Here is a 24,064-nt window from a genome sequence, read left to right on the forward strand (position 1 = left end):
ACTACAATCACGAACGTATCAAGCTCAAGTTAAACGGCCTGAGTCCGGTACAATACCGGACTCAGGTTTTAGCTGCCTAGTTTTTAACCGTCCAACATTTGGGGGTCACTTCACTCCCGCGTGGGAACCTCTTGTGTTCACTCCCGCATGGCAACACATCACTTAAGTTTTAGTATTTAACAACACCAGCAGCGCACCGGTTCCGCCCATGCTTTCCGGGGCCTGGATAAATGCCTGGGTGGCTTCCAGTTGCCGTAACCACGCTTTCACCAGATCTTTTAACACCGCTTGCCCATCTTTGGAGCCGTAGCCCTTGCCGTGAATAATGCAAACGCAGCGAACCTGATGCTGCAGGCACGACTGAATGAACCGGTCGAACCGTTCGGCGGCCTGCTCTGCCGTGGTGCCGTGAAGGTCCAGGGTGGCGGAAACGGGCCAGGTGCCGCGGGCCAGCTTTTTCAGCAGATCTTTACTGTGGGCATGCTGCACGTAAGAGGTATCGTCGGTGGGCTGGTTTTTGCCCACTTGCACGGGGCGGGTGTCTTGCCGGGCACCGGGAGCCGGGTTAAGCGCGGCTACCGCCTTGCCCTCGGCCTGCGCCCGTCTGGCCAGTACCAGGGCGTTGGGTGATTTGGGGGTGGCCACATGGGGAATGCGATTGCTGCCGGGCAAAGGGGTTACCCCCCTTACCGATTGCCGGAACAGGGCGGCGTCTTCACTGGAAAGGGCCGCCGTAGCGACACTGCCCGAAGCGGATTGTTTTTGCCGTGCCTGTTCTTTGGCCTGTTTTTCTGCCTTGGCCTGTTCCGCGCTATGTTTTTTCTGCATGCGCTTCAGGTCTTCAAGACTGCCTTTAATTGCCTTCATTTTCCAACCATCGCTGTGCATCAAGGGCTGCCATGCATCCGGTACCTGCGCTGGTAATGGCCTGGCGGTAAATGTGGTCTTGCACGTCGCCGGCCGCAAACACGCCGGGTACGGAAGTCATGGTGGCAAAGCCCTGCTGGCCGCCATGGGTTTTAATGTAGCCGCCGTGCTCCATGTCCAGCTGGCCTTCAAAAATGCCGGTGTTGGGCTGGTGGCCAATGGCAATAAAAGCACCGGTCACTGGCAATTCCTGTGTGGTATTATCTTGCGTGTTGCGAATGCGCACGCCGGTTACGCCGCTGTCGTCACCCAGTACTTCTTCCAGGGTGTGAAACAGTTGCAGTTCCATATTCCCGTTTTCAACTTTTTCCATCATCTTGTCAATCAGGATGGGTTCGGCACGGAATTTGTCGCGGCGGTGAATAACCGTGACTTTGCGGCAAATGTTAGACAGGTACAGGGCTTCTTCAACCGCTGTGTTGCCACCGCCCACCACCACCACGTCCTGGTTGCGATAGAAAAAGCCGTCGCAGGTGGCGCAGGCCGACACGCCTTTGCCCATGAAGGCTTCTTCGGAGGGCAGGCCCAGGTATTTGGCGCTGGCGCCGGTGGCAATAATCAGGCTGTCGCAGGTGTAAACATTGCCCATTTCAGAATATAGGGTGAAAGGGCGTTTGGACAGGTCCACGCGTTCAATCTGGTCTAGAATGATTTCGGTGTTGAAGCGTTCGGCGTGTTGCAAAAAGCGCTGCATCAGGTCGGGGCCCTGCACGCCTTCGGGATCGGCGGGCCAGTTGTCGACATCGGTGGTGGTCATGAGCTGGCCGCCTTGCGCCATACCGGTAACCAGTACCGGGTTCAGGTTGGCGCGGGCTGCATAAACCGCCGCAGAATAGCCAGCCGGGCCCGAACCCAGAATCAAAACCTTGGAATGTTTAACATCGCTCATTTATATTCATCCTATAATGGTAATCCACAATTATAATATGACTTATGGCACGTTCTTCTAATACACTTTCAAATCGCACGGCTGGTCGCAACAAACGCAACCAGAAAAGCGGCTCTTCTCCGGCAACCGATCGCGTGGTTTCCCTTTTTGGCGAGGCCAAATGGGTGCTGTATGCGGCATTGGCCGCGGCTTTGGCGTTCACGCTGTTTACCTGGCACCCCACCGATCCCGGTTGGGTCAGCACTTCATCCAGCCCGCTTGTGCAAAACAGGCTGGGTATGGTGGGGGCTTATGTTTCAGATATCCTGTATTACCTGGTGGGGCTTTCGGCCTGGTGGCTGGTGGTTTGCTTTGTGCAAAGAATGTGGGTGGGCTATCGCCGTTTAATGAAACGCATTGTGCTAGACCCTGACCTGGATTTACCCCGTGTGCACTGGGAGCAGGGCATTGGTTTTGTGATGCTGTTTTTGGGCTCAATGGGTTTTGAAGCCAGTCAAATGCAGAGTCTGGGTGAACAGCTTCCCGGGGGCGCAGGCGGGGTGTTGGGGCAGCTTTTTGCCAATAACCTGCATATGCTTATTGGCCCCAGCGGTTCGGCCATTGCGCTGTTCCTGTTGCTGGTGTTGGGGATCAGTTTCTTTTTTGGTTTTTCATGGCTGGCTGTGGCTGAAAAAATCGGTTTTGCCATTCAGCGTCTTTTAGGCAGCATTGGTGATTTTTTCAGTGCCCGTAAAGATCGCAAAGCCGGTGAGGCCGCCAAAGCGGTGCGGCAGGAAAACCTGGTCGAACAAAAAGTTAAACTCACCCATGAGCAGCCGGTAAGAATAGAACCGGCCATTACCAGTATTCCCAAGTCAGAACGGGCGGTGAAGGAAAAGCAGCAAACCCTTTTTCCGGTGGTGCGCCAGGAATCCGAAGGAACGTTGCCCGCCCTGGATTTGCTGGATCCGGCGCAAGACAATGTAGAAACCGTTTCCCCGGAAACCATTGAATATACTTCACGCCTGATTGAAAAGAAATTGCGTGATTTTGGGGTGGAAGTGACCGTGGTGGCGGCCCAGGCCGGGCCGGTAATTACCCGCTATGAAATAGAGCCCGCAACGGGGGTCAAGGGCAGCCAGATTGTTAACCTGTCCAAAGACCTGGCCCGGGCGCTTAGTTTAATTAGCATTCGGGTGGTGGAAACCATTCCCGGCAAGAATTTAATGGGGCTGGAGTTGCCCAACCCGCGCCGTCAAATGGTGCGGCTGTCTGAAATTATTGGTTCCAAAACCTATCACGACAACCCTTCGGCCCTAACCATGGTGCTGGGCAAGGATATTGCCGGCAATCCGGTAGTGGCCGATTTGGCCAAAATGCCACATTTGCTGGTGGCCGGTACGACCGGTTCGGGCAAATCGGTGGGTATTAATGCCATGATTCTGTCTTTGCTGTACAAGGCCGATGCGACACAGGTTCGGCTTATTCTGATTGACCCGAAAATGCTGGAAATGAGCATTTACGAAGGAATTCCGCACTTGCTGGCACCGGTGGTGACCGATATGCGCCAGGCCGCCAATGCACTGAACTGGTGTGTGGGCGAAATGGAAAAGCGCTACAAACTCATGAGTAAAATGGGCGTGCGTAATTTAAGCGGTTATAACGCCAAAATCCGCGAAGCTATCAAAAAAGGCGAGCCCATTCCCAACCCGTTTTCCTTAACGCCCGAAGAGCCCGAACCCCTGACCACGCTGCCCTTTATTGTGGTGGTCATCGACGAGCTGGCCGATTTAATGATGGTGGTGGGCAAGAAAATTGAAGAACTGATTGCCCGCCTGGCACAAAAAGCCCGGGCCTCGGGCATTCACCTGGTACTGGCCACCCAGCGGCCCAGTGTGGATGTGATTACCGGTTTGATCAAGGCCAATATTCCCACCCGTATTGCCTTCCAGGTCTCTTCAAAAATAGACTCACGCACCATTCTGGACCAGATGGGGGCGGAAACCCTGCTGGGTCAGGGCGATATGCTGTTCCTGCCACCGGGTACCGGCCTGCCACGCCGGGTGCATGGCGCTTTTGTGGCCGATGACGAAGTGCATCGCGTGGTGGATTGCCTGAAAGAGCAGGGCGAGGCGGATTATATTGACGGCATTCTGGAAGGCGGTGCGCCCGGCGAAACCGGCGATGGCCTGGGCAGTGTGACCGGCTTTGCCGACCCTGAATCGGACCCTTTATATGACCAGGCAGTGGCCATCGTGCTAAAAAACCGCCGGGCCTCCATTTCTTCAGTGCAGCGTCACTTGCGCATTGGCTACAACCGCGCCGCCCGCTTGCTGGAACAAATGGAACAGGCGGGCGTGGTGTCTGCCATGCAGTCCAACGGCAACCGGGAAATTCTGGTACCCGCGGGGCAGGAAGAGGGTTGATTGGCCGAAGCTGTTTCTGGCTGGTGAGCTGGGGGCAGATTATTTCAAGACCGTAATTGTATTTACGGTTATGTAACAGTGTGGCGGAGCAAATTCTGTTAAAAATAAGTGGTAGGCGTTTGGTGGTTTGCGTGTAAGTTACAGAGCTGGTGGTGGGAGTTGTAAGTTGCATGCAACCACCCCGGCGCTTCGCGCCACCCCTCCACGGGAGGGGAATTGTCCAAACACTTATTATCGGTGAAAAGAGTTCAACAAATTCCCCTCCCGTGGAGGGGTGTCAGGCAAAGCCTGACGGGGTGGTTGTGTAAAAAGCACTCACCCAAAGAAGAGTTCAACAAATTCCCCTCCCGTGGAGGGGTGTCAGGCAAAGCCTGACGGGGTGGTTGTGTAAAACACCAACCCTGCCAATCAAAGATTAACGGCTTCCCTGCCTGAGTTGTGGGGTTTTCCGGAGAGGATGAATGAAGAAAAAAGCGTTGCTTGCTACGATTACCCTGACATTGGCCGCTTGCAGCTGGGGTGTTCAGGCGCAATCCATAACGGTTTCCCCCGGTTTTCAGCTGCCTGATGCCGGCCTGAATACCGATTTGCGGAATTTGAAGTTTGAGGAAATTCCGGCCGTTAAAAACACGGTGCAGACTGATGCCAGCCAGCAATTAAAAGATTTTGTGCGTAATGTGAAATCGGCCAGTGGCCAGTTCGCCCAGCAAACCACGGGTTCGGGTGCCCAAACGGGCTCATTCGGCTTCGAGCGGCCTGGCAAGTTTTACTGGAATGTGGCTACGCCTTACGAGCAGCAGGTTATTTCCGACGGCAAAACCGTGTACCAGTATGACCCTGATTTAATGCAGGTTACGCAGCGCCCGGTCAACCAGGCGGTGGGGGCTTCACCGGCAGCTATTTTGTTTGGCTCGGGTTCGCTGGACGAAAGCTTTAACGTAACCGTGTTGCCGGCACAAAGCGGTTTGGTGTGGTTGCGCGCCACCCCCAAAGTGCCCGATGCCGGTTTGTCGCACGTGGATATCGCCTTTGCCAACAATCTGCCCGCCGAGTTGGTGATTCTTGACTCTTTCGGGCAAACCACCAGCATCAAGATGCGCAATTTCAAGGCCAATGCCAAAATTCCGGCCAGCCAGTTCCAGTTCAAGGCACCGGCCGGGGTGGATACCGTTAGAATGTAATGCCATGGGCGGGCGATAATCTGATATAAAAAAGGGTCGTTGGACCCTTTTTTGTTTAAGTAGATGTGAATCTCCTTTATGATGGGCTGTATGCAAATACAGTATTGTGAATTCAATGAACGACAATGATTTATTTCAATCCCAGGCATTAAGTTCAGCGCCGCTGGCCGAGCGTTTGCGTCCGCACTCGCTGGATCAGGTGGTGGGGCAGTCGCATTTGCTGGCACCGGGTAAGCCTTTGCGCGTGGCTTTTGAGTCTGGCCGGCCACATTCCATGATTTTCTGGGGGCCGCCGGGGGTGGGTAAAACCACGCTGGCACGTCTCATGACCAGTGGCTTTGATGCCCGGTTTATTGCCATTTCCGCCGTGCTGGGTGGGGTGAAAGATATTCGTGAGGCCGTTACCGCCGCGCAGGTGGCGCAGGGCCAGGGACGTAAAACCATTCTGTTCGTTGACGAAGTGCACCGTTTCAACAAGGCCCAGCAGGACGCTTTTTTGCCGTATGTGGAAAGCGGCCTGTTTACCTTTATTGGTGCCACCACCGAAAACCCCTCTTTTGAAATGAATTCGGCCCTGTTGTCCCGGGCGCGGGTGTATGTACTGGAATCGCTGGGGCAGGAAGAGTTGCTGGAACTGGTGAACCGGGCGGTAGAACTGCTTAACAGTGACCATCCGGAACACCCGGTGCATATGGATGAAGAGGCCCGCACGCAGCTGGCGGCCTGGGCCGATGGCGATGCCCGCCGCCTGATTAATGCGGTAGAGGTGGTGCTGGATTCGGCCATTTCATCAGGGCGTGATTTGGTGGATAGTGCCTGGCTGGAAGTGGCCCTGTCACAAAACCTGCGCCGTTTCGACAAGGGGGGCGATGCCTTCTATGACCAGATTTCCGCCCTGCATAAATCGGTCCGCGGTTCTGACCCGGATGCCGCCCTGTATTGGTTTACCCGCATGCTGGATGGCGGTGCCGATGCCAAATACCTGTCGCGCCGTATTGTGCGCATGGCCTGGGAAGACATTGGCCTGGCCGACCCCCGCGCCATGCAGATTGCCAATGATGCAGCCGCCACTTACGAGCGGCTGGGTTCACCCGAAGGGGAGCTGGCTTTGGCACAGGCGGTTATTTACCTGGCCGTAGCCGCCAAAAGCAATGCCGGTTATATGGCCTACAACCAGGCCCGTGCGTTTGTGAAACAGGACAAAAGCCGCGAAGTGCCGGTTCACCTTCGTAATGCGCCCACTAAATTAATGAAAGAACTGGGCCATGGCAAGGCCTACCGTTATGCCCACGATGAGCCCCATGGCTATGCCGCCGGTGAAAATTACTTCCCCGAAGGCATGCGCAAACCCGGCTGGTACCGGCCCGTGCCCAGGGGGCTGGAAAGTAAAATTGCTGAAAAAATGGCGTTTTTGAAGGGGCTGGATGACGAGGCGCGTAAGAAGTGACGGCCAACCACTCGTTCCCACGCGTTACTCGTTCCCACGCTCCCGCGTGGTAACGCCTGACCTTTGAAAGGGAGAATATTAATTTTGTCTGCGTAATACACTCTTAACCAAAGGATGGGCTAGAAAGTATTTTAATAGCTTTTTTTTCTGGCTTTCAAACAATAGGCTGTTTTCAATCATGTCCGGCCAGGTTTTTACCGCATCTTTAACACATTTGGATATTACTGCTGTTGCGGGCTTTTCGGGTATTTCAAGCGATTCACAAAAGACTCTTAAAACCATGGGTGACAACCGTAATTGCCGATGTGTACCGTTGGCCAGTTCTTTGGGGCCCAGTTGTGTTTCAAGGCTTTGGGGGAGCAGTCTAAGTCCGTGCCCATAACCGGGTGTGTAGATACAGTGCGCCACAATGTCATAAGCAGGAGGGAGTTCAGGGGTTTTGCCATCGGGATACCAGACACCTATGTTTTTTAAATGCATGTCAGGGTTGCCCAGCATTTCATTTACTGTGATTCGGCGCAATAGTTCATGTACGGCTTCTGTACCCAGACTGGGGTAAGTGAGAAAGGTGGCGGCAATATCCAGATAAGAATGATCGGAAGAATATTTGTTTTCTGGCATGATGCCAAGTATTTGGGCGAAATCTTCACAGTGGATACGTTGGCCTGTCTTGCGATCGTAGCGGGAGACGGCAAGAAAGTTCGTATTGGCCTGGATATCACCTAATTCATAATGGTGTTGCACGGCAAGTTCATGCATGGGGGCCAGATAAGCATTGCAGGCGTTGACTCCTGCGGCGCTGGCAAGGCTAAGGGAAAGCGCCTCTGCTTCGGGAAGCTGCGGATAGCTCATCACGGGTAGTTTGGCAATAATATGGGTATCCTGGTCTTTGGTTCGGGCGATATATCGTTCGCCTTTTTTAATCACACCCAATTTAGGCTGAAATCCGGAAAGTGACACACCATCTTCCAATGGTTCTGCCGTAATGCTCATTTCCAGGGCGTCTGCATCTTGTGTAACATAGTGGCCAAGTTCGGCACGGCTTAATTCAACCGGCAAGGCATATACGTTGCCGGGTAAATCTTTGCCGCACGCTGCCAGAAGTTCAAAGTGGTCATTGGACGCGCATTGCCGGGCACGCGCAAGCTGGTCCCTGAATACCCCTTCAGGTAATAAATTCTGGAAAAATGCGGGCAAGAGCCAACTTTGTCCGTCTTTTGAGAGCCTGCCGTTAAACAGGGTGCTTTGAAAATCGCGCCACAGCAGGGCCTGGTCTTGTGGGCTATCTGACAGCATGGAAAGCGAAAGGGTGGGTTGCTGGATGGTGTTAATGAATGCTTCGTCTGCAACAAAACGGTTGATGGTTGCTGCATGCGCGGGTGCAAACTGGAATAGCACACCAATACGCAGTTTGCCAAGACGGATTTCAAGTGCCTTTACATTCATCGAGGTTGCTCCGTTTTGGCTCTTAAGCGTTCAAGGGTGGCTTGCACGGCGCTGCTTACTTTTGGAGGGGTTGGGGTGGCGGTAAGGTTTATGCCCCTGGTTGCCTCTTTGGGAAGCAGTACAACATCAAGGCCCAGCCGGTCTGCTATCGCCAGTAGTGTGGTGAGCTTGTAATCTTGTTTGCCACTTAATACATTGGTAAGCGTACGCCTTGTGATGCCTGTGTCTTTTCTGACGGTTTCCTGTGTTAGCTTGAGCGCCTGAAATTGCTTTCTGAGTGTTTGGGAAATACTGAAAAGGGTAGTCATGATGAGTAATAAAGTAGTATTAATTATGTTTATCCTACTTTAATATTTATTTTTAATCAATGGTTTGTATATTAAAGTAGTATAAATATCATTTATACTACTTTGGTAGTATTTTTAGGTTTTACTCGTTCCCACGCTCCCGCGTGGTAACGCCTGTAGTCTGCATTTAAGAGGTATTCGTTAACCACCCCGTCAGGCTTCGCCTGCCACCCCTCCACAGAGGGGAATTTTGAATCACGGTAATGCGAACAGTTAGGTATTGCACTGCCACCCCTTTACAGAGGGGAATTTTTCTTCTTCGTGGGAACGCCTGCGGGCTGGCAGAATGCCGTTTATAATGGTAGCCTTTAGTGCTCACGTAACAATCAGGCGTGAGGCAAAGTCTTCCGGCTTTCTGTCGGGAACCCCAACATACTTGAACCCTGTTTAAAAAGAAGATTATGTTAGATCCTGTTTTACTGCGCAAAGATTTATCCCGGGTGGTTGTGGCGTTAAAACGTCGTGGCGTTGAATTTGATGAAGAACGCTTCAATATCCTGGAAGCCCGCCGCAAGGCGGTTCAGGTGGAAACCGAAACCCTGCAGGCCCAGCGCAATGCGCTGGCCAAACAAATTGGCAAACTCAAGTCGCAAGGGCAGGATGCCAGCGAGGTCATGGCCGAATCGCAGGCCATTCCCGGCAAGCTTAAAGAACTTGAAGGGCAGTTGAACGATATCAAGCAGGAACTGGATGCATGGTTAATGTCCATTCCCAACCTGCCCCATGATGCCGTGCCTGATGGCAAAGACAGCGATGACAACGTTGAAGTGCGCCGCTGGTTGCCCGGCAAGGAATATGTGAAAGACGACATGCCAGCCGCGCCGGGCTTTGAAGTGGCCGACCACGTGGCGCTGGGTGAAAAGCTGGGTCTTGAATTTGATACGGCGGCCAAGCTGTCGGGTTCACGCTTTGTGTTCATGCGTGGCCAAATGGCACGCCTGCACCGTGCCCTGTCACAGTTCATGCTAGACCTGCACACTGCGGAACATGGCTATACCGAATGCTATACCCCTTACATTGTGAACAGTTCCACCCTGTTTGGCACGGGCCAGCTGCCCAAGTTCAAGGAAGACATGTTCTGGGTGACCAAAGGGGGCGATGATGAACCGCAGGTGGACGATCAGGGCAACCCCGTGGTCAAAGAAGAGCTGTATCTTATTTCCACTTCTGAAATCACGCTTACCAGTACGGTGGCTGATGAAATCGTTCCCGCTGCCCATTTACCCATCAAGCTTACCGCACATACGCCTTGCTTTCGTTCCGAAGCGGGCAGTGGTGGCCGCGATACCCGTGGCATGATTCGCCAGCACCAGTTTGACAAGGTGGAAATGGTACAGGTGGTGCATCCTGAAAAATCTTACGATGCCCTTGAGGAAATGGTGGGTCATGCTGAAAAGGTCTTGAAACTGTTGGGCGTGCCTTATCGTGTTGTGTTGCTGTGCGCAGGCGATATGGGTTTTGGGGCAAGCAAAACCTATGACCTTGAAGTCTGGATTCCTTCCCAGGATACCTGGCGCGAGATTTCGTCTGTTTCCAACTGCGAAGCCTTCCAGGCCCGCCGCATGCAGGCGCGTTTCCGTAACGAGCAGGGCAAGACAGAATACGCCCATACCCTGAACGGTTCCGGCCTGGCCGTGGGCCGCGCTTTAGTGGCTGTGCTGGAAAACTATCAGCAGGCCGATGGCAGCATTGTGGTACCCGAGGTATTGCAGCCTTATATGGGCGGCATCAAGTTGCTTCAGCCTTAAAGGTGCGTCCCCACGCAGGAGCGTGGGGACGAGAAACCACCCCGGCGCTACGCGCCACCCCTCCGCAGAGGGGAATTTTCCTGCTTCGTGGTAACGCCTGCCCTCGTTCCCATGCTCCACGTGGGAACGGAAACGGTTGTAGTTAACGTTGATGATGAAAAGACCTATAAGAGCGGAATAAGTTTTACATATTAGGGCCTTGTCTGTTTTCAATTGGACAAGGCTTTATGTTTGGTTTAAATATAAAGGCATTGTCAGATATTTTTCCGTGTTCACATTTAATTGCCTGTCCGGGGGCAAAAACTGTCGGGCAGCAATTTTCACAAAAGTAGATTGAATTTATGTTATTTGTTTTATCTCCCGCCAAAAAACTGGATTACGATACACCGCTGGCTATTCAAAAACATACCCAGCCTTTCTTCGTTCCGCAAGCGGCCGAACTTATTGAGATGCTTAAAACCAAGTCGGCCGAAGATATTGCCGGTTTGATGAGTTTAAGCCCGGCTTTGTCCGAGCTGAACGTAAACCGTTATGCGGCCTGGACAACTACTTTTAACCAGCATAATTCACGTCAGGCCCTGTTTGCCTTTAATGGCGATGTGTACGAAGGGCTTGATGCGCAAACCTTGAATGAAAGCCAGGTAGACTGGGCCCAGGAACATATTGCCATCTTAAGCGGGCTGTATGGGGTGTTGCGTCCGCTGGATTTAATGCAGCCTTACCGCCTTGAAATGGGTACCCGGCTGGAAAATGCCAGGGGTAAAAACCTGTATGCGTTCTGGGGCAGCCAGATTGCCGCCTACCTGAATGCCCGTTTGCAAAAGCAGCCATCCAGGGTGGTGATTAACCTGGCCTCTGAAGAATATTTTAAATCGGTTGACCTTAAAACATTGGATGCGCGTGTGGTACAGTGCGTGTTCCAGGATTATAAAAATGGCGTCTACAAAATCATCAGCTTCAATGCCAAGCGCGCACGTGGGCTGATGGCGCGTTTTGCCATAGAAACCCAGGCACAAACCCCCGAAGACCTGCAGTTATTTGACAAGGAGGATTACAGGTTTGACCCCGAGGTATCCAGCCCGGACAAGCTTGTTTTCAGAAGGAAACCATGAGTGCAAAAACAGGATTGCGCATTTTTTTGATTTTTGCGACGGGCTATTTTCTGTCATATGTATATAGGGGCTTAAACATTGGGTTTGCCCCTTTTTTGACGGCGGAATTGGGCTTGTCGGCCGGTGATATGGGTTTGCTGACCAGTGCTTATTTCATGAGTTTTGCCCTGGCCCAGTTGCCGGCGGGCCTGGCGCTGGATACTTACGGTGCCCGTAAAACCGAGGCCTGCCTGTTGTTGGTGGCTGCTTTGGGTACGGTGGTTTATGGTATGTCCAGCGGCATGATCGGCCTGTTTATGGGCCGGTTTTTAATTGGGATGGGGGTCTCGGTGTGTCTGGGGGCGGCCTTCATGGCGCTGGCGCAAAATTTTCCCATGTCGCGGCTGCCCATGCTTAATGGGGTAATGGTGGCATTGGGTGGTATGGGCGGTGTGGTGGTGGGTACGCCGCTGGCGGCCTTGCTTCAGCACTATTCATGGCAAGCCATCAGTATTGGCATGGCTGTGTGTACCTTGCTAATGGCCGCCCTGATGTGGTTTGGCGTGGTGGATCCCAAGTCGCAACGGGCCAGAGCGAAAATTTCCTTCAGTCAGCAAATGGCAGGGACCCGACGCATTCTTTCCCATCGGGTTTTCTGGCAGCTGGCTTCCTTGCCTTCGGTTTGTGGCGGTGCCTTTTATGCCGCCCAGTCGTTATGGGTACGGCCCTACATGATTCAGGCGCAAGGCATGTTACCAGAACAGGCCGACCGGCTGGTTTCCCTGTTGGGCCTGATGCTGGTGGCCGGCACGGTTATTACGGGTTTGCTGGCCCGCAAACTGGAGCGGCTGGGCCTGAATCTGTTTCGCTTTGCCGGCCTGGGCATGCTGGCTTTCCTGTTTGTCCAGTTGGGGGTCATCATGCAGTGGCCGATACCGTATGTGCTGTTGTGGAGTGTGTACGGGTTTTCTGCTTCCTGCAGCATTCTGGCGTATTCCGTGATGGCCGAAGCGTTCCCGCATCAGGTGGTGGGGCGGGTGACCACGGCCTTCAATATGGTGTACTTTGTGTGTATTTTTTCCATGCAAATGGGCATTGGCTATATTCTGGATGTGTGGCCCCAACAAGATGGGGTGTATCCGGCCCAGGCACATATCACGGCCTGGGGGATTATGCTGGGACTGCAGCTGCTGGCGGCCCTGTGGTATTTCTGGCCTTCCAAGCTGAAGGTGGAAGCTGCTGAGTTTGTGTGAGTTGGTGCGCCAGGAAGGGGGGCGCTACCACGCAGGAGCGTGGGAGCGAGAAAGCCCCCGGCTCGTCCCCATGCTCCCGCGTGGGGACGTAAGTACCCGTTTCAGTCGCCAGCCCCCGGCTTGTCCCCATGCTCTTGCGTGGGGACGGGTGAATCTGCTTCCTTGTTTGGGCTTTTTTCAATCGCGGGCATCAGGCCCAGCTCAGCGGCCTGTTTGCGTATGTTAAGCACCGCTTTTTGCATTTGCTTTAGCGGGAAGGCCAGGTTGCTATAGTCGCCTTCAGTTTCAATCTGGCTGGGTGGGTCGGGTATGTTGGTGCGGTTTTCATCCAGCATGGCTTCAATGTAATCCAGCGATTGCTGCATTTTAGGCGGCGTTTCGGGCAGGCTGGCCAGGTAAGGAATCAGTGAGTTGATTTCACTGCCAACGGTATCGTTTTGCACCAGCAGCTTGTTTAACTGCCTGATGTGAATTTGCTTGGATTTGGGCTCGTTCAGCATGCGGGCCACACTGTCGGCAAATTCGCTGTAAGCGTTATGCAGGTTTTTTCGGGCCAGCTGGGTGCTGAAAAAGAAAATATTATCAGCCGGTGACGGGTCTTTTTCCCGGTTACCCTGTTGCTGGCTAGATTGTGCATACAGCATGGCGTTTTGCAGGTAATCGTGATTGGTCTGAATGGTTTTGCGGGCCAGTTTCAGGATTTGCTGCTTTTCCCACCAGGGGAAAACAAAACTGCAGCCAAATGCGATCAGGCAGGCAAGGGCGGTATCCAGTGCCCGCTCGCCAATAATAAACAGCACGCTGGGCGTCAGGAAATAAAAACCAATCAACACGTAAATGGTAATGTAGGTAGAGCCCAGGCGGTAGTTGGTGGCGACAAAAGCGTTACCTAAAACCATGGCCAGTAGCATGATAATAAACAATATCGCGGCATTGTCGGTGAGCAAAAACAGCAGCAGGGTAATCACGCAGCCCAGAATGGTGCCGGTCAGCCGCTTTTCGGTGCGTTGGCGGGTTAAGGCAAAACCGGGGCGCATAATAATCAGAATCGTGATCACGATCCAGTAACTATGGTTGGTCAGGGCCCGTATGGTGGCTGAATCTGAATACAGTAGCGGGGCCAGGTTAATGGTCAGCAATACCAGGAAAACCGCCAGCGTTACACGCAGGGCATAGCGAAAAATGGCTGATCCCATATTCAGGTTGCGACGGAATTTATCCAGACGGATTTCCTGGCTGGTTTGAAACTGGATCAGCGAGTGGTCGCGACGAAGCGTATTCAGAGGCTCAAGAAGGTTGTTTTCACGCAGGTTGTCGGCAATACGGTTGATGAAACGGTTGGCATTACGCATGCGTCGCAAAATTTGCACCGCCAGTGCATAGGTTTCCGGGTCTTCTTTTTGCAGGCCGTTGTTGCGCAACTGTTCGATTTCAAACTCAATGGCCCGCAATTCCGCCTTGACACTGTTGCGGTAATCAACCGGTCGGTTACGGGACAGGCTAAGAGCCGTGCGGTTCAGGGTGCGGCTTTGTTTGAACAGGGTGTCGCGCATGAAGAGCAGAATGTCGTGGTCCCTGAAGCGTTCGCGAAGCCGGACATAGTCGGTTTGGGTGGCCACCAGGGTGTCCAGCAGGGCAATCATGTCAATGAAAATATTCCACAAAATAATGCGCTGCCGGTCATGGCGGTACTTGCCTTCGGGCAGGTTCCTGAGCACGACGTCACGGGCCGTTTGGTGACGGTTGGTCATGGACACCATTTTGGGGGTTAGTTGGCGGTAGCAATCGTCCAGGTCTTTGGCCGTGTCGTACAGGTCGGCACGGGCCTTCATGAAGTCGGCTGTGGCATACAGGGCATCGGCCAGGGTTTGGCGCTCTTCACGAAAACGGAAAATATAACTGCTGATAATGCTGAACAGGAAATAGCTGGCGCTGCCCAGCAGGGTGTACTGGGTATGACTAAGGGCCTGTTCGGGGGTAAGAGGGGTGCTTAAGGTAAGCATCATGATAAGCATGCAGCCAAACCCGATGAAGCCGCCCCGAACCCCATACACCGACAGCATGGAAAAGAAAAACACCTGGGCGCAAATGACCAGAAGCACCAGGGGCGGGTACGGGTTGGCCAGCCCGGTAATAAAGGCGGCCAGGTTACCCATGATGAGTCCGGCCAGCATTTCATTGAAACGGGATTTTTTAGTGCCCCCGGGCTGGTCGATAAGGGCAATGCACAGCGCGCCTGCCGCAAAAGCCATGCCTTCATTGTATTTTTGGAAGATACCCAGGAAAATCATAACCGGTAGCAAGACGCCAATTGCCTTGCGCACGGCATAGAAGAAATTGGGGCTGTAAAGGAATTTGGTGATGTTTTCAGCGCGTAAATCCATTGGGGGCTAATTCGTTGAATGTGTTGAAGTTATTGATGTTAAGCATCTTAATATGAATTGTCCCTGAATGGTCTAAGCGTGGCAGCAAATATGTGACCCGCTTGCCACAGCCGTTTAGGCAAAATTGCAATTGTTGTTTGCTTTCCGTGCTGCAATGCGGTACATTTAGAACTTGTTTATTTTGCAAAACCTTAAGCAAAATAAGTGGTTTGCATAGTTATCATGCTATCCGCATGATTTTTTTGCGCCCCGAAGTAAATAGAATACAGCTCTTGGCCGCGCCACAAGCGTGTGTTGCCTAAGCATCCATTTCGAACTTTTTTGCGTTTTTAACGCGTGAGCGAAAGTTGGTTGATCATGCATGCGCTGGTTTTTCGGCGTCCCCGGGTGGATTTTCTCCGTGAGAAATGAAGCGCCGTCGATGACGAAAAAGCGGTTCATGTATGCGGTTTAACTGCCAGTCAATGCAACCCAGCCGGTTATGAAAGGAAATAACATGGAACTCAATGGCGCCGATATCGTCGTGCGTTGCCTTGCCGAAGAAGGTGTTCAACACATTTTTGGCTATCCAGGTGGCGCGGTGCTCTACATCTACGACGCAATCTATAAACAGAAAGATTTTCAGCATATCCTGGTTCGTCACGAACAGGCAGCCGTGCATGCGGCCGATGCCTATTCACGTACCTCTCAAAAAGTGGGTGTTTGTCTGGTTACCAGCGGCCCCGGCCTGACCAATGCGGTTACCGGTATTGCCACGGCTTACATGGACTCCATCCCCATGGTTATCATCAGTGGCCAGGTTAGCACCAAAGCCATTGGCGAAGACGCCTTCCAGGAATGCGATACAGTGGGTATTACACGTCCCTGTGTCAAACACAACTTCCTGGTTCGTGATGTCAAGGATCTTGCCGATACCATGCGCAAGGCCTTCTTCATTGCCAAAACAGGTCGTCCCGGTCCGGTGCTGGTGGATATCCCCAAAGACGTTTCCATGGATACCTGCAAGTACTCACCCCCCAAGGGCGAAGTGAAAATGCGTTCCTACGCACCGGTCGTCAAGGGGCATCACGGGCAAATCAAGAAAGCGGCCCAGCTGTTGCTGAATGCAAGCCGTCCCATGATTTATACGGGCGGTGGCGTGGTCCTGTCCAATGCCGCTCCTGAATTGCGTGAACTGGTTCAGTTAACCGGTGCACCGTGCACCAACACCTTAATGGGCCTGGGTTCGCTTAATGCCGATTCAGAGCAATACCTTGGCATGCCTGGCATGCACGGTACGTATGAGGCCAATATGGCCATGCAAAACTGTGATGTGCTCATTGCCATTGGCGCGCGTTTCGACGACCGGGTTATTGGCAATCCCAAACATTTTGCCCAGGTCAACCGCAAAATCATCCATATTGACGTGGATCCTTCTTCCATTTCCAAGCGGGTCAAGGTAGATATCCCCATTGTGGGTAACGTTAAAGACGTGCTGCTTGACCTGAACGAAATTGTGCGTGAAGCGGGTGACGTTCGCAAGAAAAATGAAAAAAACCTTAAAGCCTGGTGGGAACAGATCAAGGTATGGCAAGATAAGCAGTGCCTTAAGTATGAACCTTCCAACGAGCTTATCCGGCCCCAGTTTGTGGTTGAAAAACTGTGGGAAGTTACCGGTGGCAATGCGTTTGTCACATCAGACGTTGGCCAGCACCAAATGTGGGCGGCCCAGTATTACCGTTTCAACGAGCCGCGCCGCTGGGTGAACTCTGGCGGTTTGGGTACCATGGGTGTGGGCCTGCCTTATGCCATGGGTGTGCAAATGGCCAACCCCGATGCGCAAATTGCGGTTATCACGGGCGATGGTTCCATTCAAATGAACATCCAGGAACTGGGCACTTGCAAACAGTATCATTTCACGCCTAAAGTATTGTGTCTTAATAACCGTTACCTGGGCATGGTGCGCCAATGGCAGGAAATTGATTACGGTGGCCGTTATTCAGAGTCCTACATGGAGTCGCTGCCCGATTTCGTCAAACTGGTGGAAAGCTACGGCCATATCGGCATGCGCATAGACAAACCTGCAGATGTGGAACCTGCACTGAAAGAAGCATACGGTAAGTATAAAGATCGTCTGGTCTTTATTGATTTCATTACCGACCCTGCCGAAAACGTCTGGCCTATGGTCAAGGCGGGTAAGGGTCTTACCGAAATGCTGCTGGGTTCAGAAGATCTGTAAGGGGCCAACATGAAACACGTAATTTCCATCTTGCTAGAAAACGAACCCGGCGCGCTGTCACGGGTTGTCGGGTTGTTTTCCGCGCGGGGCTATAATATCGAGACCTTAACGGTAGCGCCTACCGAAGATGCCACTTTGTCTCGCTTGACCATCATGACGACCGGTTCCGAAGATGTGATTGAGCAAATCACCAAACATTTGAACCGTCTGGTGGATGTGGTCAAAGTGGTTGACCTTACCGAAGGTGCCCACATAGAGCGTGAACTCATGCTCATCAAGGTTCGTGCCGTGGGCAAGGAACGCGAAGAAGTCAAACGCATGGCGGACATCTTCCGTGGACATATCGTTGATGTAACCGATAAGTCCTACACGATAGAACTCACCGGTACTCAGGAAAAAACCCAGGCATTCATTGATGCCCTGGATCGCAGTTCCATTCTTGAAACCGTTCGTACAGGCGTGTCCGGCATCGGGCGCGGTGAAAGGATTTTGAAACTGTAATTGTGGTGAAATCAGGTATGATTCCACTGATGCAGTTCAAACCATTTTTTTTGATTTATAAAAATATATATTTTGGGGCTTTAAATGAAAGTTTTTTACGACAAAGATTGTGACCTGTCTTTAATCAAGGGCAAAAACGTGGCTATTATCGGTTATGGTTCCCAAGGCCATGCCCACGCACTGAACCTGCACGAGTCCGGTGTTAACGTAACCGTTGGCCTGCGCAAAAATGGCGCAAGCTGGAACAAAGCGGTTAACGCTGGCCTGAAAGTGGCTGAAGTGGCTGAAGCCGTTAAATCTGCCGACCTGGTCATGATTCTTCTGCCCGATGAAAACATTGCTGAAGTGTATAACAACCAGATCGCTGCCAACCTGAAACCCGGTGCTGCACTGGCTTTCGCACATGGCTTCAACGTTCACTACGGCCAGGTTGTTCCTCGTGCCGACGTAGACGTGATCATGATTGCACCGAAAGCACCTGGTCACACTGTACGTGGTACTTACTCACAAGGTGGTGGTGTTCCTGCACTGGTTGCCGTTCATCAGGATAATTCCGGTGCCGCTCGCGACATCGCCTTGTCTTACGCATCAGCCATTGGTAGCGGCCGTGCCGGTATCATCGAAACCAACTTCCGTGAAGAAACTGAAACCGACCTGTTCGGTGAGCAGGCCGTTCTTTGCGGTGGTGCCGTTGAGCTGATCAAAGCCGGTTTTGAAACCCTGGTTGAAGCCGGTTATGCACCCGAAATGGCTTACTTCGAATGTTTGCATGAATTGAAACTGATCGTAGACCTGATCTACGAAGGTGGTATTGCCAACATGAACTACTCTATCTCCAACAACGCCGAGTACGGTGAGTATGTAACCGGCCCACGTGTTGTGACTGAAGAAACCAAGCAAGCCATGCGCGAAACCCTGAAAGACATTCAAACCGGTGAATACGCGAAAAGCTTCATCCTGGAAAACCAGGCAGGCGCACCAACACTGCGTTCACGCCGTCGCCTGAATGCCGAGCATCCTATCGAGCAAGTGGGTGCACAACTGCGCGCCATGATGCCCTGGATCGCTGCCAACAAACTGGTTGACCAGTCTAAAAACTAAGTTGTGCTTATATTGTCTGGGCCTTTAAGGTTCAGGCATTAAAAAACAGCCCTGCACTTACCGTTGTTTATGGTAGCTGCAGGGCTGTTTTGCGTTGCATTCAGTGTGCGTTTCAATGCCAGCCCGTTCCTGACGGATAGGGGCGGCCCACCAGGTTTTTTGCCAGTGCCGGTGCGCCACCTTGTAAATTAATGTTCGGGCAGGCAGATTTGTTTATGCTTGACGGCCAGCAGGGTACGGTAGCCCAGCAATAAAATGATAAGGCTTAATATGCCCAGCAAGAGTGCGGCCAGAGTGTCATAGAATGTGCCAGGGTTGCGGGCAGATATTTCAAGCGTGGCAATGGTAATGGCCGCCAGCGGGAAAGAATAGGCCCAGGCCGAAATGGCAAAGGGCACTCTGAAAAAACGCATGGCATTGCTGCCCAGCAGCAGGGTAAGGAACAGGGCAAAGAAATACAGGACCCTGGCAAAGGCATTCAGCTGGCCGTCCAGTGCCAGATAGGAAATGAAGGCAATGGCCGGTGGGGCAATCAGGATGAACAGGGTAGGTGTTAGTTTTGCGGGTAGGGGGTCGTGGAAAAAGATCCGGTAGAAAATAATGGTCATTAAAACAACCCAGAAAACCAGGCCGATACTGAAAAAGAACCAGCTGATATCGGCATGGGCATGGTGTACGCCCGCGATGGGAACAATAATGTTGCCCACAACCGGAATGAACCAGGCCGGATTGGCATGGGTGATTTGGTAATGGCTTTTGTTCAGCCAGCTGTTAATGATGGTTATGGTAAACAGAAAATGCCCAATAGTGGCAATAATCCACATCCATTGTGAAACGGCGGGCACTGACAGCCATGAAATGGAAATCAGCAGCAGGCCGATGGTTATGGTGGCCATGAAGTTGATTTTGACCGGGTGCGCCCATTCTTTTTTGACTTCTTCGGGAAAGCGGACAAGCTTGCTGGTGTAAACCAGCAGCAGGAAGGCATAGAATATAGTGACAAACCAGCGCAGGCCCAACCCGATTTCTGCGGGCAGGGCAAAAATAGGGGCAGCTTTGAGCCAGGCAATGGTCAGGCCGGCCAGACCCATAATAGAGGAAAAAAGCGCGACCGGGAAATAAGCGAGCCGGTCATTGCTTTGGGCAGGCGTGTCGCCGGTGATGGCATGATTCATGATGAAGTATCCTGTTCAATGATGGTTGACTGGAGCCAGGCCAAAAGGCCAGGCGGGTTTGTGTGGCAGTTGCCGTACGATATCCTGCAATGCGCTTTGCACCATTTCTTCCAGCACCGGATGATAGAAAGGCATTTGCAGCAGGGAAACGGCGGTTTCCCCACGCTGGATGGCCCATGCCAGCAAGTGCGCCAGGTGTTCGGCATGGGGTGCCATGCCGGCTGCCCCCAGCAGGGTGCCGTTTTCCGCATCGGCATAAATATGCAGGAGGCTGTCTGCTTCACTCAGGATACGGGCCCGGCCATTGCTGCCGCCTTCGGCCAGGCCGGTAATGATATTGTGCTTATCTAATTCGGCTTTTGACGCGCCGGCACTGAAAATATCCGGATCTGTAAAAGCAATGCCCAGTGACACCATGCGTCTGAAACAAACGGGGCTGTCTTGCACGGCATTGAAGCCGGCAATGCTGCCTTCGGCACTGGCTTCATGCATTAAGGTTTTGCTGCCGGTGCAATCGCCCGCCAAAAATACGGGTAGACCGGTAATTTGCATGGTATGAGGGTTAAACGTGGGGATGCCTTTTTCATTCAGCGGGAACCCGGCCTCTTGCAGATTCAGGGAATCCAGGTTGGGGCGTCGGCCCAGTGCGGCCAGAAGCAGGTCTACCCTGGCCTGGCGGTTGCCCGATTGTAAAAGAACGCCTTTGTCGGCCAGGCTGACCGCGGTTGGCTGGCCAAGCCAAAGTTCCATTTCCTGGCCGAAGCGCGCAATGGCCTGCTCATTGATCTGCGGGTCGGCAATGCCTGCAATGGCCGGTGACAAATCAGCCCCCACCACCTTGATGCCCAGACGGGCCAGCGCCAGGCCCATTTCCATGCCAATGGCACCAAGGCCTAAAATGCCAATGCTTGAAGGCAGTTCTTTAAGTTCAAACAATTCGTCGGTACTGACGGTATATTTCAGAACCGGATCAAGCCAGCCTGGTACGGCGGGGCGTGAGCCGTTGGCAATAATGACTTTTTTGGCATGCACCAGGGTGGTTTGACCGTTGTTGCTGACCTCAAGGGTGGTTGGATCAAGAAAGCGGGCGGTGCCGGTTAAAAGCTGGTCTTGAGCTGCTGAAATGGCCATATTGCTGGCCTTGTTTGCAAAAAAATCTCTTTGTGCCTGCAGTTGTGCCCAGGTGTTGTTTAGCTTGTCAGCATCAACCGTGCCGCTTTGATTTGCCGGGTTTTGTTGCAGTCGCTGTATGGCGCCCGCATGCAATGTCAGTTTTGAGGGCATGCAGCCCACCCGCGCGCAGGTGGTGCCCAATGGGCCTTTATCAATAAGAACAAACGGTTTATTGGCACGGCGTACTTCCCTAAGCGCATAAAGGCCGGCAGTGCCTGCGCCAATAATGGCGACATCGGTATGGATGGTTTTGTGCATGGTATTCCTTTCTGAAGAGAGAGGCAAAATAGCTTATGGTTAAATATTATATAAAATAATATAATATTTTTATATATAATTATTTGTTTCGGATCAATGAAGTAAAAAATGGTGTCTGAAAAAAGTCTTCACGCTGTCATCATTCAGTGACCTGCATTGAATAGGCCGGTGCAGTGAGATGGGCTTGCCTTCTCTAAACCGGTTGAACAAACCCTTAATTGCGTGTAGCCTTGATGCTGTTCACGAGCGTTTCAGGCTTGTGTTTATTTGTCAAGGCAGTGGACACAAACCTGTATCGACACATGTTATAAACAATAAGCCTCTGTGAAAACAGGGGTTTTTTTGCAGGAAAATTAGATGAAAATAAAACCTTTGGTTCTGGTGGGCATGCTGGCCATGGCTTGTGTGACGGGTGTGGTTCAGGCCAACGAAACCCTTAAGATTGGTGTAGAGGCCCTGTACCCGCCTTTCGAAAGTAAAGCCCCCGATGGCACGCTGATTGGCTTTGATATTGAATTGGGTGACGCTGTCTGTGCCAAAATGAAAGTTAAATGTGAATGGGTGGAAACCAGTTTTGATGGCTTGATTCCCGCCCTCAATGCACGCAAGTTTGACTTTATCAATTCAGCCATGGATATCACGGTGGCTCGTCAGAAGGTCATCAACTTTACCCAGCCGGTGTATGTAGTGCCCAGCCAGTTGCTGGTTAAAAAAGGGTCGGGCTTGCAGCCTACCGTTGAAAGCCTGAAAGACCTGTCTATTGGGGTATTGCAGGGCTCCTCTCAGGAAACCTTTGTGCGCAAGCATTGGGGCAAGCAGGGGGTGAAAATTGTGTCTTATGCTTCACAAGATCAAATCTACCAGGATTTGGCCAATGGCCGTATTCAAGGTGCCGTGCAAAATAGTCCCAGCGCCCTGGATGGTTTCCTGAATCGCCCTGAAGGTGCCGGGTATGAGCTGGTGGAGCCCATTTTGCATGATGCCGAGATTTTTGGCGAAGGCATTGCTTTTGGCTTGCGTAAAAAAGATACCGATCTTAAGCAACGCCTTGATGCCGCCATTCAGGAGTTGAAAAATGACGGGACTATAGGCAAACTGTCAGAAAAGTATTTCAATGCCAATTGGGTGGCGAAGTAATCAGCCACCTTTAACGCCAGGATGTCATTATGCAGATAAAATCCAAGTTTGCCTCTAGCGGTAGCAGTATTTTCAGTGTTACCGATGATTTATTAACGCAATATGATGCCATCAACCTGGCGCATGGTACCCCCGATTTCCCATTCTCCCAAGAGCTCCTCGAGAATGCCCATGAAGCGATGCAGGCAGAAGGCAGCCAGCAGGCGCCCTGGGCGGGGTTAATGGCCTTGCGTGAAAAAATTGCTGAAAAGATTTCATTTCTTTATACCCATAGCTACCATCCCGACACGGAAGTGACGGTGATGCCCAGTGCCAAAGAAGCGGTGTTCGCCAGCATCGCCGCAGTGGTGCAGGCGGGTGACGAGGTGATTTATTTTGAACCTTCATTTGACAGCTATGCGGCCATGATTAGTTTGCAGGGAGCGATTCCGGTGGCCATCAGGCTGGAAGCGCCGCATTTTACGCCAGACTGGAATCAGGTAAAGGCAAAGATGAATGCCAAAACCCGCATGATTATTATTAACTCGCCCCATAATCCAACGGCTTCGGTATTGTCAGAGGCCGATGTACAGGCTTTGCAGGACTTGGTGAAAGACAGCCCAGTCATTATCCTGTCCGATGAGGTGTACGAGCACCTGGTTTTTGATGGCGATGTGCATCGTTCCATGTCCGCTTACCCGGATCTGGCGGCACGTTCTATTGTGGTCACTTCGTTTAGCAAGGTGTTTAAGGTAAGCGGCTGGCATGTGGCCTATTGCGTGGCACCTGCCATCCTTACCCGGGAAATCCGCAAGGTCCAGCAGTATGTCATGTTCCCGGCCGATACCCCCATGCAGTATGCGCTGGCTGCGATTATGGAGCAGCCTAATCATTACCTGACTTTATCAACCATTTACCAGGAAAAAAGGGATTTGCTGGCGCATGGCCTGAAGTCATCCCGGTTTGAGTTGTTACCCAGCAGGGGTGGTTATTTCATGCTGGCCGGTTTCGGGCATTTCAGTGATTTGTCTGATGTGGAAATGGTTAGAAAACTAATTGTAGACCATGGCGTGGCAACGCTGCCGTTGTCGGCATTTTATTCGGATGGCACCGATCAGGCAGTGATACGGTTAACGTTTTCCAAGGATGACGAAACACTGGAAGAGGGCGCCCGCAGGTTGTGTGAAGTTTAATGGGGGCGGGCGGGGGCGTTCCCACGCGGAGTGAAGTGACCCCCAAATGTTGGACGGTTAAAAACTAGGCAGCTAACACCTGAATCCGGTATTGTACCGGACTCAGGCCGTTTAACTTGAGCTTGATACGTTCGTGATTGTAGTAGTGAATGTATTGCTCAATGCCCGCCTCCAGCTGTTCGATATTATCGAAGCGTTTCAGGTGGAAGAA

20 protein-coding genes are annotated in these 24,064 nt (G+C 52.3%); 12 read left to right on the top strand and 8 right to left on the bottom strand.

Annotation, left to right across the window (positions count from 1 at the left end):
• Positions 1-80: IS3 family transposase (locus tag IE074_RS13645; RefSeq protein WP_189384867.1), on the top strand; the 80-nt coding region annotated here is incomplete at its 5' end.
• Positions 81-162: 82 nt separating this feature from the next.
• Here IE074_RS13645 and IE074_RS13650 read toward each other — a convergent pair.
• Positions 163-867, bottom strand: a complete 705-nt coding sequence (locus IE074_RS13650) for a Smr/MutS family protein (RefSeq protein WP_189386005.1) — start codon at positions 865-867, stop codon at positions 163-165.
• Positions 854-1,816, bottom strand: coding sequence for a thioredoxin-disulfide reductase (gene trxB / locus IE074_RS13655; protein WP_189386006.1), 963 nt, complete (start codon positions 1,814-1,816; stop codon positions 854-856). Before trxB ends, IE074_RS13650 begins: the two co-directional genes overlap by 14 nt.
• 44 nt (positions 1,817-1,860) lie before the next feature.
• Here trxB and IE074_RS13660 point away from each other — a divergent pair, with 44 nt between their 5' ends.
• From IE074_RS13660 to IE074_RS13670, 3 genes are all read left to right on the top strand, one after another.
• Positions 1,861-4,221, top strand: coding sequence for a DNA translocase FtsK (locus IE074_RS13660; RefSeq protein WP_189386007.1), 2,361 nt, complete (start codon positions 1,861-1,863; stop codon positions 4,219-4,221).
• Between the two features lie 461 nt (positions 4,222-4,682).
• Complete coding sequence (lolA, locus tag IE074_RS13665) at positions 4,683-5,402, top strand: outer membrane lipoprotein periplasmic chaperone LolA (RefSeq protein ID WP_189386008.1); 720 nt, start codon at positions 4,683-4,685, stop codon at positions 5,400-5,402.
• A gap of 115 nt (positions 5,403-5,517) precedes the next feature.
• Positions 5,518-6,849 (top strand): replication-associated recombination protein A, encoded by a 1,332-nt coding sequence (locus IE074_RS13670; RefSeq protein ID WP_189386009.1) that lies wholly within the window; start codon positions 5,518-5,520, stop codon positions 6,847-6,849.
• A 78-nt stretch (positions 6,850-6,927) separates the two neighbouring features.
• Here IE074_RS13670 and IE074_RS13675 read toward each other — a convergent pair whose 3' ends face one another.
• Positions 6,928-8,295, bottom strand: coding sequence for a type II toxin-antitoxin system HipA family toxin (locus IE074_RS13675; protein ID WP_189386010.1), 1,368 nt, complete (start codon positions 8,293-8,295; stop codon positions 6,928-6,930).
• Positions 8,292-8,603 carry a helix-turn-helix domain-containing protein gene (locus IE074_RS13680; RefSeq protein ID WP_189386011.1) on the bottom strand — a complete coding sequence of 104 codons (312 nt, stop codon included), beginning with the start codon at positions 8,601-8,603 and terminating at the stop codon, positions 8,292-8,294. Before IE074_RS13680 ends, IE074_RS13675 begins: the two co-directional genes overlap by 4 nt.
• Positions 8,604-9,043: 440 nt before the next feature.
• Between IE074_RS13680 and serS the strand changes: the two genes are divergently transcribed.
• From serS to IE074_RS13695, 3 genes are all read left to right on the top strand, one after another.
• Positions 9,044-10,390: a serine--tRNA ligase gene (gene serS / locus IE074_RS13685; RefSeq protein ID WP_189386012.1), complete on the top strand. Its 1,347-nt coding sequence runs from the start codon at positions 9,044-9,046 to the stop codon at positions 10,388-10,390.
• A gap of 341 nt (positions 10,391-10,731) precedes the next feature.
• On the top strand, positions 10,732-11,502 hold the full coding sequence (gene yaaA / locus IE074_RS13690) for a peroxide stress protein YaaA (RefSeq protein WP_189386013.1): 771 nt from the start codon (positions 10,732-10,734) through the stop codon (positions 11,500-11,502).
• Complete coding sequence (locus IE074_RS13695; RefSeq protein WP_189386014.1) at positions 11,499-12,734, top strand: MFS transporter; 1,236 nt, start codon at positions 11,499-11,501, stop codon at positions 12,732-12,734. Before yaaA ends, IE074_RS13695 begins: the two co-directional genes overlap by 4 nt.
• 101 nt (positions 12,735-12,835) lie before the next feature.
• On the opposite strand, the gene IE074_RS13700 is transcribed toward IE074_RS13695, so the two are convergent.
• Positions 12,836-15,118 carry an FUSC family protein gene (locus tag IE074_RS13700; protein WP_189386015.1) on the bottom strand — a complete coding sequence of 761 codons (2,283 nt, stop codon included), beginning with the start codon at positions 15,116-15,118 and terminating at the stop codon, positions 12,836-12,838.
• Positions 15,119-15,614: 496 nt separating this feature from the next.
• Between IE074_RS13700 and IE074_RS13705 the strand changes: the two genes are divergently transcribed.
• The 3 genes from IE074_RS13705 (at position 15,615) to ilvC (ending at position 18,938) form a co-directional block, all read left to right on the top strand.
• A complete protein-coding gene (locus IE074_RS13705) occupies positions 15,615-17,336 on the top strand; it encodes an acetolactate synthase 3 catalytic subunit (protein WP_189386016.1) in 1,722 nt (573 codons plus the stop codon).
• Between the two features lie 9 nt (positions 17,337-17,345).
• Positions 17,346-17,837 (top strand): acetolactate synthase small subunit, encoded by a 492-nt coding sequence (gene ilvN, locus IE074_RS13710; protein ID WP_189386017.1) that lies wholly within the window; start codon positions 17,346-17,348, stop codon positions 17,835-17,837.
• Positions 17,838-17,921: 84 nt separating this feature from the next.
• Positions 17,922-18,938 carry a ketol-acid reductoisomerase gene (gene ilvC, locus IE074_RS13715; protein WP_189386018.1) on the top strand — a complete coding sequence of 339 codons (1,017 nt, stop codon included), beginning with the start codon at positions 17,922-17,924 and terminating at the stop codon, positions 18,936-18,938.
• A gap of 188 nt (positions 18,939-19,126) precedes the next feature.
• On the opposite strand, the gene IE074_RS13720 is transcribed toward ilvC, so the two are convergent.
• Together IE074_RS13720 and IE074_RS13725 are read right to left on the bottom strand one after the other, a co-directional pair.
• Positions 19,127-20,113 carry an SLAC1 anion channel family protein gene (locus IE074_RS13720; protein ID WP_189386019.1) on the bottom strand — a complete coding sequence of 329 codons (987 nt, stop codon included), beginning with the start codon at positions 20,111-20,113 and terminating at the stop codon, positions 19,127-19,129.
• 15 nt (positions 20,114-20,128) lie between these two features.
• Complete coding sequence (locus IE074_RS13725; protein WP_189386020.1) at positions 20,129-21,544, bottom strand: dihydrolipoyl dehydrogenase; 1,416 nt, start codon at positions 21,542-21,544, stop codon at positions 20,129-20,131.
• A gap of 357 nt (positions 21,545-21,901) precedes the next feature.
• Between IE074_RS13725 and IE074_RS13730 the strand changes: the two genes are divergently transcribed.
• Positions 21,902-22,681, top strand: coding sequence for an ABC transporter substrate-binding protein (locus IE074_RS13730; RefSeq protein ID WP_189386021.1), 780 nt, complete (start codon positions 21,902-21,904; stop codon positions 22,679-22,681).
• 29 nt (positions 22,682-22,710) lie between these two features.
• Positions 22,711-23,853 carry a methionine aminotransferase gene (locus IE074_RS13735; protein WP_189386022.1) on the top strand — a complete coding sequence of 381 codons (1,143 nt, stop codon included), beginning with the start codon at positions 22,711-22,713 and terminating at the stop codon, positions 23,851-23,853.
• A 64-nt stretch (positions 23,854-23,917) separates the two neighbouring features.
• On the opposite strand, the gene IE074_RS13740 is transcribed toward IE074_RS13735, so the two are convergent.
• The coding region (locus IE074_RS13740; protein ID WP_189386023.1) for an IS3 family transposase at positions 23,918-24,064 on the bottom strand (147 nt) is incomplete at its 5' end.

Origin of the sequence: Advenella faeciporci (assembly GCF_014652395.1) — a bacterium.
In the GTDB taxonomy this organism is placed as follows: Bacteria; Pseudomonadota; Gammaproteobacteria; order Burkholderiales; family Burkholderiaceae_B; genus Advenella; species Advenella faeciporci.